The sequence below is a fragment of the Streptomyces canus genome (assembly GCF_001514145.1).
Lineage (GTDB): Bacteria > Actinomycetota > Actinomycetes > Streptomycetales > Streptomycetaceae > Streptomyces > Streptomyces canus.
The window spans coordinates 560,479-574,346 of sequence record NZ_KQ948656.1 but is presented as its reverse complement, the minus strand read 5'-3'; the positions used below and the strand labels follow the sequence as shown (position 1 = coordinate 574,346).

The following is a 13,868-nucleotide window of genomic DNA, read 5'->3' as shown; positions in this document are numbered from 1 at the left end:
CGCCGGCTCGCGGCCGCTCGCGTCGTCCGCCATCTCAAAGGGGCCGTTCAAAGGCGCCGACTCTCGGCCACGCTCCGCGCCAGCAGGTCCGCCATGGCGTGCAGGCCGGGGAGCCGGTCCGCGTCGTACGGCATGGTGTGATGCCTGCCGGACCTCACGACGATCGTCAGCCTGCGGAACCTGCCGGACGTGAACTCCAGCCGGGGCTCCTCCCGGAGGTGGTAGCGGGCGGCGTCGACGTAGCCGAACACCTCCAGCACCCGGCCGTCGAAGGAGAGCAGCACGGAGTCGGACGTCGGTGCCTCGTACGGTTCGTACGGTGTCGGGGTCACGGTGCCACGCCGTCCCCGGCGTACAGGTAGCCACCGGGCCGGTCGGGGTCGGCGATCAGCAGTACCTGGTCGCCGACCCGGGGTATCCGCAGCTTCGAGACGATGGTCTGGAGGGCGACCCGGTCGGCCGCCCCGGACGGCTGCAGGACCAGATCGACGACCGGGTCGAAGTTGACCAGCTTGCCGGTGTCGGCGATCGACACGACCGCGGCCTGTGTGGTCGGCACCCCCGCGGCCAGCAACTGCTGTACACCGAGGCCCGAGTTGTACGCGCCCATCGACTGCTGGACCCGGGCGAAATCGTCCGCGCCGAGGAACGCGCGCGTGGCACGGCCGTAGAAGCCCTTGCCGCCCGCCACCTGTGCGGCGATCTCGGAGGCCCGCTCCTCGCGGCTCTTGCGCTTTCCGAAGATTCCCATGGTGTTCTCCCCTTCTGGTGGCCCGGTCACGCGGTGGGTCGTTCCGGTCACGGTTGGCTGTTCGCCGTGGCTCCTGCCTGACGAGACGGACGTTAGGCGGCCGGCAACTCCTACCGATCCCAGGTTCGTTCGCCTGTTTGAGGGCGGCGTACGCTCCTCACATGCCGCCGCCCCCGAGCCAGCCGACCGGCGTGCGCCGACCGCGCGCCATGGTCATCGACCACGCCTGGCGTGGCCTGGGTCCGGGGCTCGAATCGCTGAGCGGCCCCGGCGGGGCACCGTTGACCCGGACGGTCAAACTGATCGTGCTGCCGCTGGTCGTCCGGCCCGCGCTGCGCCCCGAACTCGCCGTGGACTTCCTCGGACCGGCCGAGGCCGCCGGCCTCGACGGGCTGATCCGTCGGTCCGGTGCGCTTCTCGTGGCGACGGCACAGTGGTTCACACTGCTCAAGAGGACCCGCCGGGCCCTGGGCATCGTGGCGGGCAACCCCCAGGACCTGTACTTTCAGCGCTGCTTCGAACTGGCCACCGAACATGGAGCGCCCTCGGACGACGTGAACGCGACGGACAGGGCCAGGGCCGTCGTCGAGGACGTGGCGGACACGGCCGACGGACGTACGGTGGAAGCGCTGAAGGGCTACCTGTCCGACCCCGCCCGGCGCGCCCGGCTCGACGGAGAGCTCGCCACCGCCTGGGAGAGCCGCCTCTCGGGCCCGGACCCGGGCAGCGACGCGAGCGCGGCGGCCGACCTGGCGGCTGTGGCTCTCGACGCCTGCGGCACGCCGGACCGGGCGGGAGACGCACCGGAGTACGCGGCCCTGGTCGAGGCCGGACACGGATGCCTGTTCGGCCGGGCTCTGTGGGCGCACGCGGGCCGAGTCTGGGGCCCGGGCGACCTGCCGGCACCTCTGGGACTGACCGCGCACCACGTGCCACCGCGTCCGCAGGTCGGCCGCGGCGCCTCGACGGCCACCCTGCCAGCCCCACTGGACCGCACACTCTACGAACGGCTCTTCGTCGTCCTGCAGTCCTCGGCCCGGCGGGAGGAACTGCCGACGGTGCCGGAACTGGTCGACCGCGAGACCGGCCGCAGCTGCGCCCCGCTCGGCCTGCACGACGAGAGCCTGCGCGTCGCCGTGGTCCTCGGCGGCCGGCTCGCGGTGGGCCTCGACCCGCTGGGCACCGGGGAACCCATGCTGGGCCGGACCGCGGCACACCGAGCCGTCAACAGCCGCTGGCGCCGGGAGGCCTCGGTCCTGCGCGCCCGCAGGATGACCGTCTCCCCGCGCCCCGATCCGGACGGAGGCGTCCTGGACGCCCTCGCCCATGACCTCCGTACGCCATGGGCCGCCTACGTGCGGCGGCTGTGGGTGCGGCTGCACGGACGGGACGTGCGCGACGCACCCCTGGAGGACCTCGCGGCGGCCTGGGCGGTGCTCGACGGGGTCGCCCGCTCCGTGATGATGGATCACCGCGCCAAGGTCCGGTCGGCGCTGCGCGCCCTGTCAATGGCCCCCACGCGGGCGGCCGAGCCGAGGAGCGCGTGATGGCGCGGACCCACGTCGACGTCACGCGGCGCGAGGACGGCACGATTCGGATCGACGCCGACCCCGACCCGGTCGCCGGTTCCGCGGCCCAGGATGACGAGGTCGCCGGGGACCCCGACTTCACCCGGGCCGTCCTCGATGTCGCGGGTGCCGTGCTGACCTGGCCCGTTCTCGGCGCCCCCGGCCCGCCGTCCGCAGAGGTCCACGACAGCGGACGGGCCCAGCAGTGGCTGTGGGCTCTCTACGGCGAGCGCGTCGCCGCCGCCGTCCACGACCGTACGGCGGCAGAGCCGCACGGCGTGCGGGTGGCGGCGAATCCGACCGACCTCGCCGGCAGCGCGGCCCGGCTCGCCCTCGGGCACTGGGCGGCCAGGTGGTGGCCGGCGTCGTACCCGGACGGCATACCGGCCCTCGAACAGGACGTCCTCGGACTGGAGTTGGCCGCGCTCACCCACCGGTGCCAGCAGCTCTTCGACGACGAGGGCGATCAGCCCGACGACTGCACGGCCGAACTGATCGAGGAGCACCGGGACGCCCTCGACCCGCTCATCCAGTGGTGGCGCGCGGCTCCCCAGTCGGCGGACACGGCACGCCACCTGGAGAGCGTCCTGCGCCTCATCGACCACGCGGCGGACACCATCGGGCTGGACGGGCCGGTCCTGCGCCACCTCCGGTCGTCCCTGGACCAGCGCCGTCCGGCAGGCGTACCGGTCGATCCCGGCTCCCTTTTCGCACGGCACGGCGGCGGCTACGCCCTCGCGGCGGGCGAACAACTCGTCGCGGGGGGCCGGGTGATCGCCCGGGGCCAGGGGTGCAACGACTGGCGCCGCTACCCGCCCGGCTTCGTCGACGCGGCCGAGGACGCGGTGTCCTGGACAGCCCGCGCGCTCGGCGCGCGACGCCGGATCGAGGTCGAGGTCGTCGCCCACACCGCCGCACCCTCAGCCGGTGCGCCGCTCGTCGCGGAGGTCCACGTGAACGGTGGCGGCCCCAACCGGGTGCCGCTCACCAGGACGGACGACAGGTGGACCGGCCGGGCGGACCTGGATCCGGGCCTGCTCGGCGGGACCGCGCCGCCACGGATCGAGGTCGGTGTCCTGCTGCCCGGCTTCGATCCGGGCCCTTTCGAGGCCGGCCCCTTCGAACCCGGCTCCGGCTCGGATCCGGTCCCCGGCGCAGACCGGGTCCGCGTCGCCCGGGACGCGATCCGTGCCCTGGCCCGGCGGCGACTGAACGCCGCGGCGGAGCGCCTGACGTACGACCCGCCGCCGTACGACGTCTCCTGGGGACCGTTCCTCGCCGAGACCGTTGCTGCCGGCCCCACCGGTGAGGACTACTGACGGATGCCGGAGACAAGCCGGGAAGACGGCGAGCACGAACAGAACGCGGCGGTGACGCAACTGTACGGGGAGCCGTTCGACAGCGGTCTGGCCCTGGCCGAGCAGCACCAGCTGGCGGCCGATCTCACTGCCGCGTGCGCCGTCCACGAGCACCTGTTGACCCTGGCCGAGTCCCTCGAGGACTCGGCCGACGTGCAATTCCTGCGGGCGCATCTGCTGGCGAACATCGCGAGTGTCCGGCTCACCGCCACGGACCTGGTCGCGGCGGAGGACGCCGTCGAGCGCTCCCGCGCCCTGCTCGACGGCATCGCCTCGGCACCGATGGGAACGCGTGGCCGTCAGCTGTGGCTGGAGATGATGCTGAGGACGCTGCTCGCCAGGGCCGACCTGCTGCGCAGGACCGGGCGCCTGGACGAGGCGCTGGCCTGCCTCGACGAAGCGGCGCTCAGGCTGCCCGAGTTCGACGACCCCGAGGGACTGCGCACATCCGAACTCGGTCTGAACCGGGTTCATCTGCTCATCGAGCGGAGCGAATGGGGAGCGGCCGAGGAGCAGGCCTCGGCCTTGCTGTCCACCACGCCGGCGACCGCCGTGGAGACCATCCCGCGCCTGCTGATCGTCCTCGGCCTGATCTGCGCCTCGACCGGACGGTTCGACCCGGCCGAGGACTGGTTCGCCCGCGCGGAGGACGCTCTGCGGGCGACGGGGGACACCGGTGAGCTGCAGTCGCTTCTCGCACACCGGGCGTACACGGCGATGCACCGGGGCGACTTCGACCTCGCGGAGCGGCTGTTCGCCGAGGCCTCCGCGTTCTTCGAGCGGCAGCGGCGGTACGGGGATCTGGCCGTCTGTGAACAGGCGCGGGCCTTTCTCGCCGGCCGGCGAGGTGACAGCACCGGCGCGGACGACCTGATGGCGGCGAGCCTGGCCCGGTTCGAACAACTCGGCGCCTCGATCGCCGCCGCCGACACCATGCTCCTGGGCGCCCAACACGCCTACGACCGCGGCGACATCACGGAGATGAAGCGCCTGGCCCAGGACGCCCGGGACGTGTACCAGGCGCGGGAGGTCTACGAGCGGTGCGCACAGGTCGACCTCATGCTCGCCCGCACCCTTGAGGACAACCTGAACCGGACGGACCACGGCGACCACGAACGCAAGTCCGTCGACAACGCGCTCTCCCTCGCCCTGCCCGCCGCGCTGGCCCTGGAGGCGGCGCGCTACGGCTTCGCCACCGCCCATGCCCGCAGCCAGTGGCTCGAACTCGCCGACGACGCGATGCAGTTGGTCTTCCGTCTAGCCGTACGCCGACAGGACCAAGGGCTGCTCTTCGAACTCGTGGAACACCGCTGCGCGGGGGCCTTGCTGGCACTGGACCGCACACCGTCGACGCCTGCCGCCTCGCCTGCCGGAGACGCCGGAGACGCCGGAGAATTCGGAGAGTCCGTCTCGGTCTTCCCGAGTGCGGCGATGAAGGTGTATGGGCACGCCGACGGCCCGACGAGGCTCGGGGGAGTCGCGGCGGACGCCGCCGCCTCCGCCGGTCTGCGCGTCGCGCCACCGCCGAAGGTGCGGATGTCGCAGGAGCCCGGTCGGGTCGCGCTCCAGGAGTACATCGCGGCGGCCGAGTTCCGCTATCACCGGCGGATCGTGGACGAGGAGGAGGTGCCGTTCTGGATCACCGACGACCTGACGAGCCGCCCGGTCGTCCAGATCCGCATGGCCGACGCCGGCGACGTGTTCATGACCTGGACCTGGGCCGGCGGGGCCCGTGGGTTCGGAACCGGCCACGGACCGGCCGACGAGGTCGACCGGGCGGTGCGTGCGCTGGCCGCCGCGCTGCCGGGACCGGGTACGGCGGCGGAGGGAATGCGGCACGCGTTCGCGTCGGGAGCGATGACCGATCCCCGGGACGAGCACGCACTCGCGCGGGAGCTGGCCGAGGCGATGTGGCCGGAGGGACTGACCGCGCAGATACGGCAGGTGTCGGCGCGCGCGGGCCGTCCTCTGGTACGGATCCAGCCGTCTCCCCGGGTCGCCCAGGTCCCCTGGGAGCTGCTCGCCGTCGACGCCGAGAGCGACGTACGGCTGATCGATCTGGCGGACGTGGTGACCACCGCGCCGACGTCACTGCGTCGGCCGGATCCGAAGCCGTCTCCTCGTCCCGCCCCCGACACCGATACCGATACCGATACCGATACCGATACCGACACAGTCGTTCTCGTCCTCGACCCGCGGATCCCCGGTTTCCGGGCCGACTCCCCGCTCGGCTCGGTCCTCGGACCGCCCGGCTCGGACCCGGAGCTGCTCGCGTTCGTCCAGAACCGTCTCGACGCGGGCGCCGTCGTGCCGTCCGTCGCCACTCCGGCCGAGGTCTTCCGCCGCACCGATCTGGACCGGGACTGGCTGAGCAGCGCGCTCCGGAAGGGGGCACGCCGACTGATGTACGTCGGGCACGTGAGCGGCGCGCCGGTCGAGGGCGGCCAGAGCGAGGACGGCACCCTCCATCTGTGCTGCGGTCCCGGCACCGCCGGCCTGGCCGAGGCGGTCCGTACCCATCGCCCCCTGTCCGCCAAGGACCTGCTGCTGGGCACCCTTCCCCTGCGTGCCGACGGAGAACCGGGTGGGCGGATCTGGCCCGCGCCGCCGCGCGTCGCTCTCATCGGCTGCGAGAGCGGCGGCGATCTCCGGTTCGCCGAGTCGTTCGGCCTGGCCACGGCGATGCTCCACAACGGCGCCGAGTTGGTGACGGCCACCCGCTGGGTGCTGCCGACGAGCTTCGCGTTCCACCGCCTGGCCGGCCTGCCCGAGTCCGTCCGCCCGCTGTCCGCGGCGGTCGTCGCCGTCGACACCGCCCACGAGGACCAGGACCCCGTGGCGCGGCTCGGCCGTTGGCAGCGCGAGCAACTGGACCACTGGCGGGCCGACGGCCGGATCGAGCACTCGCCCCTGCTCTGGGCGGCCATGACCTGCATCGTCGTGTGAGCCTCATGGTGTGGTCGTGGGCGCGAGGACGACGAGCGGCGGGCGCTGGATGGACTACCCGTTCCGACCGGCATCGGTTCACCCGCAGGTGCTGCGCGACGTGGCCGTGACAGCCACACACGCCATCCGGCATACGCGGGTATGCCTGGAACCCGGAGCCGTGGCCGGCCCATCAGCTCGGCGACAGGACACTTGCTGAAGCCGGTGTCGAGCGGGACGGGGTCGCCGGTGGCCGGGACGGCGGCGAGTCCTGGCGCAGCGCCGTCCGGGACAAGACCGCGCAGGGAGCAGGCCGGCCGGTCGGGCTGACCGTTCCCTCCGAGGTGGCCCAGGTCGCCGCCGAACGCCGCGAACACGGCCTCGCCACCGGTACTCATATCGCGGCCGCGTGCCCCGGCATGGTCGACACCGTGACCTCCCGCCCCTGGTTCAGTCACACAGCCACACTCAATCATCGGGCCAGGCCGCCGGACCCGTGCTCGACCTCATCTTCACCGAGCGCGTCTACTCCGCCCTCTACGGCCGACCGGCCCGCTTCAGGCGGGTCCTGAACTGGCACGACGGCACACCCCGGTGGACCAGGACCGGATGCTCCCGCCGGGATGACGGCACCGCCCCCACGCCTCGGCGGTCGATGAGGAGTTCACTCATGACGACCTCGACAACCTGCCGGAGAGTCCGAACGGGGTGGTGCCGGCAACCGGGCCGACGCCGGTGAGTGGGTAGGTGCACTCCGGGGCCGGCTTTGGCACGCCTTGCTCGGTGAACAGCGGCATCATCACGAACACCCGCTTGGCGCCGATCGCCAAGTGCATCGCCCCTCCGACGGCCGGAATGGCATCGATGGAGCCGGTGTGCCGGTTGGCGAGGGCACCGGACGAGAACACCTGGAAGGCCGTGCGCAGACGTATGCCGTGGTCGCGCGGCCGCTGATGTCCGGTCCCTGGCCGCCCGGGTCAGTTCCCTCCGGACAGCGGGTCAATACGTTTCCCTCCAAGCCCCGTGAAGCGGGACGAACGAGGAGGCAGGCCCGTGAAGGAAAGCCAGTTGGATACGTGCGTGATAGGGGCGGGACCTGCCGGACTGGCGGTCGCCAGGGCCCTGGCGGAGCGGAATCTGCCGTACACGCATCTTGAGCGGCACACCGGCCCCGGCGGTATCTGGGACATCGACAGTCCCGGCAGCCCGATGTACGAGTCGGCCCACTTCATTTCGAGCAGGACCCTGTCGGGGTTCGGTGGTTTTCCGATGCCCGACCACTTCGCGGACTACCCGCCCCACCGGCAGGTCCTGTCGTACCTGCGATCCTTCGCCGACGCCTACGGGCTGAGGGACCGCATCGAGTTCGGCGTCGAGGTCGAGAACGTCGAGAAGAACGCGGACGGCACGTGGACGGTCACCCGGGCCGACGGGCAGGCGAGCGTGCACGGGCAGGTCGTGGTGTGTACGGGCTCGCAGTGGCACCCCAACCTCCCCGAACTGCCGGGTGAGTTCAGCGGGGAGATCCGGCACACCGTCGGCTACCGCAGCGCGGAGGAGCTGCGCGGCAAGCGGGTCCTGGTCGTGGGGGCGGGGAACTCCGGGTGCGACATCGCGTGCGATGCGGCCCGGAGCGCGGACCACGCGGTGATCAGCATGCGGCGTGGATACTGGTTCATCCCCAAGCACCTCTTCGGCCGCCCCGTGGACACCATCGCCAACAGCGGGCCGCACCTGCCGATGTGGCTGGCGCAGCGGGTCTTCGGAGCACTCCTGCGGATCATCAACGGCGACCCGACGCGGCTGGGACTGCCGAAACCGGACCACAAGCTGTTCGAGACCCACCCGGCCATCAACTCGATGCTGATCCACCACCTTCAGCACGGCGACATCACCGCCAAGCCCGGGATCGCCCGCACCGAGGGCCGGACCGTGCACTTCGCCGACGGCACGAGCGACGACTTCGATCTCGTGCTGCTGGCCACCGGCTACGTCCACAAAGTGCCGGTCGCGCAGCGGTACTTCGGCGACGAGCAGCACCCCGACCTGTACCTGTCGTCGTTCTCGCGCGAACACGAGGGCCTGTTCGGCATCGGCTTCGTCGAGACCAACGCCGGTGCGTACCAGCTCTTCGACATGCAGGCGCAGTTGATCGCCGGATACCTCCATGACGTACGGCACCAGCGGCCGAACGCTGAGCGGTTCGCCCAGAGGATCCGCGCCGACCGCCCGGATCTGTCCGGCGGACTGAAGTTCGTCGACTCGCCCCGCCACACCGGCTACGTCGACAGCGGGGCCTTCGTGAAGTACCTGGGCAAGGTCGCGGGGGAGATGGGCTGGCGCACCGAGGGCCGGCCGCCGTCCGTGCGATCCCTCCGACCCGCGGAGGCGACGGCATGAGTGGGTTCGACTTCACCGGCAAAGTCGTCCTGGTGACCGGCGGCGCGGGCGGTATCGGCAGCGCGCTGTGCCGCCGCTTCGCCTCCGGAGGCGCCCGCTGTGTCGTCGTCGACATCGACGGGGTCCGCGCCAAGAAGATCGCCGCCAACCTTCCGGGCACAGGCCACGCGGGCATCGGCTGCGACCTGATGGACCGCGCCCAGGTGGAGCGGTTGTTCGACATGGTCGCCGATGACCACGGTCGCCTCGACGTACTCGTCAACAACGTGGGCATGACCAGCGCGGAACGCTTCGACGTCCGCAGTGTCGAGAGCATCGAGCGGGAGATCACCCTCAACCTGACCTCACCGCTGGTCGCGACCCGGATCGCCATCCCTCTTCTCATGGCTTCCCGGGACGCGAGGGTGGTCACCACGGTCTCTCTCGGCGGGATCTTCCCGCTGGGCGAGACCCCGATCTACACCGCTTCCAAGTTCGGTTTGCGGGGCGCGATGCTCGCCATCGGGCTCGATCTGAGGAGCAAGGGGATTCTGGCCGGGTCGGTGCTCCCCTCGGCGACCGACACCCGGATGCTGCGCCAGGAGGCCGTGGACGGTGGGAACTCCATGCAGTTCCAGGACCGGCCCCAGCAGCCCGCGGATGTCGTCTCGGCGGTGGTGAGTCTGCTGGACAAGCCTCGGCTGGAGGCCTATCCCCGGCCCGGTGAGTCCCGTCTGGTGCGGTTCGCGATGCTCGTGCCGAACCTGCTGCCCCGGCTCTTCCCCCTGTTCCGCAAGCGCGGTGACCGCGGCATGGCCCGCTATCTGGAGGAACTCCGCCGCCGAGGGCTGGCCCGCCGGACCGACGGGCGCTGGGAACTGGTGGAGGAAGCATGACCACGAACGAGAAGCTGCAGGTCGTCAACCCCGCCACCGGTGAGCCGATCACCACCCTGCCCGCCGCGAGCGCCGACGACGTCGCCAAGGCCGCCGAGCAGGCCCGGCAGGTCCACGACGCCGGGGTGTGGTCGCGGCTGCCGGTCCGGGAGCGCGGCGCGGTGCTGCTGCGGCTCGCCGACCTCATGGAACGCGACGCGCAGATCCTCGCCCGGCTGGACAGCGAGGACGCGGGCAAGCCGATCACGGAGTGCCGTACGGGCGACGTACCGGGCGCGATCGAGTCGATCCGCTGGTTCGCCGAGGCGGCCGACAAGGTCTTCGGCCGCATCGCGCCGAGCGGGCCCGACGGTCTCGGTCTCATGAGCCGCGAACCGGTCGGAGTCGTCGCGGCGATCCTGCCGTGGAACTACCCGCTCGCCATGACCGCGTGGAAGGTCGGACCGGCCCTGGCCGCCGGTAACTGTCTGCTGGTCAAGCCCGCCGAGGCGACCCCGCGCTCGGCCCTGCACCTGGCGGCGCTCGCAGCCGAGGCCGGCCTGCCCGACGGGGTGCTCACGGTACTGCCGGGGTACGGTCGGGAAGCCGGCGCGGCCCTCGCCCGTCACCCCCTCGTAGGGGCGCTCTCCTTCACCGGGTCCACCGCGACCGGTCGCCGCATCCTCAAGGATGCCGCCGAGAGCAACTTCAAGCGCGTCTCGCTGGAGATGGGCGGCAAGAGCCCCCAGGTGCTGATGGCCGACGCGCTCTCCTACGGCGACGAGCTCATCGACAACATGATCGAGGCCGCGTTCCTGACCATGGGACAGAACTGCACGGCCGGGTCCCGGGTGCTGGTCCACCGCAGTATCGCCGAGGAGGTCCTGGAGCGGTTCTCGGCAGCGGCGGGAGAGCTCGTCATCGGCGATCCGGCCGACCCGCGCACGCAGATGGGGCCGCTCATCAACCACGCCGCCTTCGACCGGGTGGCGGGAGCAGTGGAGTCCGCCCGGGCCGGCGGAGCCCAGATCCACACCGGGGGACTGCCGCACGGGCTGCCTGCGCGCGGCGCCTACTACCCGCCCACCGTGATCACCCGAGCCCCTGAGGGCAGCGACGTCCTCACCGAGGAGCTGTTCGGTCCCGTCGTCACCGTCCAGGCCTTCACCTCCGAGGACGAGGCGGTACGTCTGGCCAACGCCACAGAGTACGGTCTCGCCGCGTCCGTATGGACCCGCGACCTCGACAGCGCGTTTCGGCTGGCACGCGGCATCGAGGCCGGCGTGGTCTCCGTCAACGCCTACAGCGAGGGCGACATCACCACCTCCTTCGGCGGCTGGAAGCAGTCCGGATTCGGGGGAGTGGAGAAGTCCACCAACGCCTTCGAGCAGTGGACCCGGGAGAAGACGATCTGGATCCGCACCCGCTGACCTCGGCCTCAAAGGCGATCCGTACGCATCCGCTCCCGCAGCTGGACCGGCGAGGTACCGTGCCAGCGGCGTACCGCGCGACGCAGCGCCCGTTCGTCGGAGAATCCCGCCTGGCGGGCGATGTCGCGCAGGGTCAGTTCCGGGCGGAGCAACAGCTGCTCGACGCGTTCGCGGCGCACCCCCTCGGCAAGTGCCTCGTACGTCGTGCCGCAGTCGGCCAGCCGACGGCGCAGCGTCCGCTCGCTCGTCGCGTGCCGCCGCGCCTGCTCGCCGAACGACGGCACCACCGGCAGGCCCTGCGCGACGGAGATCTCCAGCACCTCCAGCAGATCCTGCTGGTCACGGCGGGAAGCCATCTGCGCGTCGAGCGTCTCCAGAGTCGACGCGTAGCTCACCGGATCCCGGCCGGGCATCCGGACACGGGCCCACGCGGGGTCGATGACCATGCGGTTCGCGGGGGCGCCGAAGCGGACCGGACAGCGGAACAGGGCGTCGTAGAGGTCGCGTTGGCGCGGTGGCGGAAAAGAGAACTCCACTGCCCGCGGAGCGAAGGCCGGGTCGACGGCCAGCCGGGACAGGGCGACCACGGAGGCGAAAGCCTCCTCGCTCAGGAAGGAGGCCACGGCCGGGTCCATGGCGGGATCGGGAAGATCGGCGCGCAGCACGAAGGCGTCGTCCTCCTCGCCCACGCCGGCCGACCACACCACCATCGCCCCGGACAGGTTCTGGTACTTCACCCCGGTCTCGATGGCGTGCCGCAGCGTGTCGTCGGCCATCAGGGCGAAGCCGAGGAGGCCCCACGCGGTCAGGTGCTGCGCCGCGCCGACCTTCAGTCCCAGGTGCTCGTCCCTGGTGAGCTCCAGCGCACGACGGATCACCGCGCTGCCCTGCCGGTACGACACCCGCAGTGCGGCGGAGCGCATGACCGTCTCGTCCAGTGCCATCTGCTGCAGCAGCGGCCGCAGATCGACACCGCGCTCGTCGGCGACCACGACGAGATAGCGCAGGATGTTCGGCTGGATCGTCGCCGACGTGCTGCGGCTCGTCCCGGGAGGGTCTGCCGGACCGGGGACAAGGGACATCGCACTCACCTTCTGCTCCAACGATCACCCTAGAGGCAGGGGCGTCACCGGTCGTGCCTTCTGGCCCCCGAAGTCCCCTGTACGGCCCCTGGCGTCCTGAGCCTGCCTGCCGGGCCTGCATACGGTTTCGGTACCCCGCACGGAAATGAGGGCGCGACAGCGTGATGTCCTTCAATGCTCCAGCCCGGACAGCGGCCGGGCACCCGGTCTCCAGGTCGGGCGCCCGCAAGGGCGCGACCCTCGCGTTCGCCGCGCAAGGTGTCTCTGTCGCTGCCGTCTACACGACCGTCCCCGCTGTCACGGAACACCTGCGACTGGCTCCGCTCCTGACGACCACCCTGATGGTCGCGGTGGCGCTGACGGCGGGGGGCGGCAGCTTCCTGGGTCTGGCCGCGATCCGCCGCGCCAGTCCCCTCGCCACGATGCGCGGGGCCCTGCTGACGGCCGCCGCCGCGCTGGTGCTCATCGGGTGGGCCCCCGACGCGGCGACCGCCATCTGCGCGTACATCCTCTTCGGGCTCGCTGTCGGTGCCCTCGATGTCGGGGTCAACACCCAGGCGGCGGCGATCGAACGCGCCTACGGCCGCAGTGTCTTCGGCTCCTTCTACATGGCATGGAGCGTGGGCGGCGTGGTCGCGGCCCTGCTCACGGCCGGGGCCGCCCGGCTGGAGTGGCCCGTAGCCGTCGGCCTGAGCGTTCAGGCAGGGATCGTGCTGCTCCTCGCCATCTGTATGCGCACGTACGCCCTGCCCGCCTCCTCCGCGGGGTCGTCGGACGCCGTCGCGCAGCCGCCGCTGGGGCGCCGCCTGTGGATCCGGCTCATCCCGTTCGGCCTGGTCCTCCTCGTCGTCTACGTCGTCGATTCCACCGTCTCGGCCTGGTCGGCCGTCTATCTACGCCAGACCCTCGCCGCGTCGCTCACGGTCGCGCCGCTGGCGTACGCGGCCTACCAGGCCGGCACGGTCGTCGGTCGCGCTGCCACCGATCGGCTCGTACAGCGGTTCGGAGCGGTCGCCGTGGTCCGCGCCGCGGCCCTGCTGGTCGCGGGCGCTCTGGCGGGCATGGCCGCCGCACCGAGCTGGCCGGTCGCCGTTCCCGCGGCCGGGACGGTGGGCCTGGGGGCGTCCGTCCTGGCTCCGCTGTGTCTCGCCTCCGCCGCGCGGCTGCGTCCCGCAGCCTCGGAGGCGGTCCTGGCGCGCCTGAACCTCTTCAACTACGTCGGCGTCATCACCGGTGGCGCAGTGGGCGGACTCCTGGGCTCCACCGGCCAGTTCCGTCTCGCCTATGCGGCACCGGGCGCCCTGGCGGTCCTTCTCCTGGCAGCCGCCCGACACTTCACCCGGCAGGGTCCGGGCCTGGCCAGCCGCAAGCCAAAAAGATCCTATGTATAGGGGTTAGCCGCCTCGGCTTGATGGATCCTCAGCAGCTTCCGCCGACTCCGAGAATTCCCGCCAAAGACTCCATTGTGCAGGGTATTTATGTCTCACCCCTAGACACGGG

At 71.7% G+C, this 13,868-nt stretch carries 10 protein-coding genes and 1 pseudogene; 7 read left to right on the top strand and 4 right to left on the bottom strand.

Annotated elements, in window-relative coordinates; translation table 11 throughout:
* Window positions 1-47: 47 nt before the first annotated feature.
* Window positions 48-332 carry a hypothetical protein gene (locus AQJ46_RS02505; protein ID WP_059203969.1) on the bottom strand — a complete coding sequence of 95 codons (285 nt, stop codon included), beginning with the start codon at window positions 330-332 and terminating at the stop codon, window positions 48-50.
* On the bottom strand, window positions 329-751 hold the full coding sequence (locus tag AQJ46_RS02500) for a hypothetical protein (protein WP_059203968.1): 423 nt from the start codon (window positions 749-751) through the stop codon (window positions 329-331). The genes AQJ46_RS02505 and AQJ46_RS02500 overlap by 4 nt, the downstream gene beginning before the upstream one ends.
* Window positions 752-912: 161 nt before the next feature.
* On the opposite strand from AQJ46_RS02500, the gene AQJ46_RS02495 reads away from it, so the two are divergent.
* From AQJ46_RS02495 to AQJ46_RS02485, 3 genes are read left to right on the top strand one after another with little or no spacing between them, the layout of a single operon-like run.
* Window positions 913-2,298, top strand: a complete 1,386-nt coding sequence (locus AQJ46_RS02495) for a hypothetical protein (protein ID WP_225887214.1) — start codon at window positions 913-915, stop codon at window positions 2,296-2,298.
* A complete protein-coding gene (locus tag AQJ46_RS02490; RefSeq protein ID WP_059203966.1) occupies window positions 2,298-3,638 on the top strand; it encodes a hypothetical protein in 1,341 nt (446 codons plus the stop codon). Before AQJ46_RS02495 ends, AQJ46_RS02490 begins: the two co-directional genes overlap by 1 nt.
* Window positions 3,639-3,641: 3 nt before the next feature.
* Window positions 3,642-6,623 (top strand): CHAT domain-containing protein, encoded by a 2,982-nt coding sequence (locus AQJ46_RS02485; protein ID WP_059203965.1) that lies wholly within the window; start codon window positions 3,642-3,644, stop codon window positions 6,621-6,623.
* Window positions 6,624-7,321: 698 nt separating this feature from the next.
* Here AQJ46_RS02485 and AQJ46_RS02480 read toward each other — a convergent pair.
* Window positions 7,322-7,519 (bottom strand): annotated as a pseudogene (locus tag AQJ46_RS02480) (3-oxoadipate CoA-transferase); the annotation flags it as partial.
* Window positions 7,520-7,655: 136 nt separating this feature from the next.
* Between AQJ46_RS02480 and AQJ46_RS02475 the strand changes: the two are divergent.
* From AQJ46_RS02475 to AQJ46_RS02465, 3 genes are read left to right on the top strand one after another with little or no spacing between them, the layout of a single operon-like run.
* Entirely contained in the window at window positions 7,656-9,002 is a 1,347-nt protein-coding gene (locus tag AQJ46_RS02475; RefSeq protein WP_208616860.1) for a flavin-containing monooxygenase, read from the top strand.
* Window positions 8,999-9,877: an SDR family NAD(P)-dependent oxidoreductase gene (locus tag AQJ46_RS02470; RefSeq protein WP_059203963.1), complete on the top strand. Its 879-nt coding sequence runs from the start codon at window positions 8,999-9,001 to the stop codon at window positions 9,875-9,877. Before AQJ46_RS02475 ends, AQJ46_RS02470 begins: the two co-directional genes overlap by 4 nt.
* Window positions 9,874-11,286: an aldehyde dehydrogenase family protein gene (locus tag AQJ46_RS02465; protein WP_059203962.1), complete on the top strand. Its 1,413-nt coding sequence runs from the start codon at window positions 9,874-9,876 to the stop codon at window positions 11,284-11,286. The genes AQJ46_RS02470 and AQJ46_RS02465 overlap by 4 nt, the downstream gene beginning before the upstream one ends.
* A gap of 8 nt (window positions 11,287-11,294) precedes the next feature.
* On the opposite strand, the gene AQJ46_RS02460 is transcribed toward AQJ46_RS02465, so the two are convergent.
* On the bottom strand, window positions 11,295-12,368 hold the full coding sequence (locus AQJ46_RS02460) for an AraC family transcriptional regulator (RefSeq protein WP_059203961.1): 1,074 nt from the start codon (window positions 12,366-12,368) through the stop codon (window positions 11,295-11,297).
* Between the two features lie 164 nt (window positions 12,369-12,532).
* Between AQJ46_RS02460 and AQJ46_RS02455 the strand changes: the two genes are divergently transcribed.
* Window positions 12,533-13,759, top strand: coding sequence for an MFS transporter (locus AQJ46_RS02455; protein ID WP_225887213.1), 1,227 nt, complete (start codon window positions 12,533-12,535; stop codon window positions 13,757-13,759).
* The last annotated feature ends 109 nt before the right edge of the window (window positions 13,760-13,868 follow it).

What these genes read in the sequence shown, in the direction of transcription:
- AQJ46_RS02485 (WP_059203965.1), top strand. Translation starts at nt 3,642, where the DNA reads ATGCCGGAGACAAGCCGGGAAGACGGCGAGCACGAACAGAACGCGGCG.
- AQJ46_RS02500 (WP_059203968.1), bottom strand. Translation starts at nt 751, where the DNA reads ATGGGAATCTTCGGAAAGCGCAAGAGCCGCGAGGAGCGGGCCTCCGAG.
- AQJ46_RS02490 (WP_059203966.1), top strand. Translation starts at nt 2,298, where the DNA reads ATGGCGCGGACCCACGTCGACGTCACGCGGCGCGAGGACGGCACGATT.
- AQJ46_RS02465 (WP_059203962.1), top strand. Translation starts at nt 9,874, where the DNA reads ATGACCACGAACGAGAAGCTGCAGGTCGTCAACCCCGCCACCGGTGAG.
- AQJ46_RS02470 (WP_059203963.1), top strand. Translation starts at nt 8,999, where the DNA reads ATGAGTGGGTTCGACTTCACCGGCAAAGTCGTCCTGGTGACCGGCGGC.
- AQJ46_RS02460 (WP_059203961.1), bottom strand. Translation starts at nt 12,368, where the DNA reads ATGTCCCTTGTCCCCGGTCCGGCAGACCCTCCCGGGACGAGCCGCAGC.
- AQJ46_RS02495 (WP_225887214.1), top strand. Translation starts at nt 913, where the DNA reads ATGCCGCCGCCCCCGAGCCAGCCGACCGGCGTGCGCCGACCGCGCGCC.
- AQJ46_RS02455 (WP_225887213.1), top strand. Translation starts at nt 12,533, where the DNA reads ATGTCCTTCAATGCTCCAGCCCGGACAGCGGCCGGGCACCCGGTCTCC.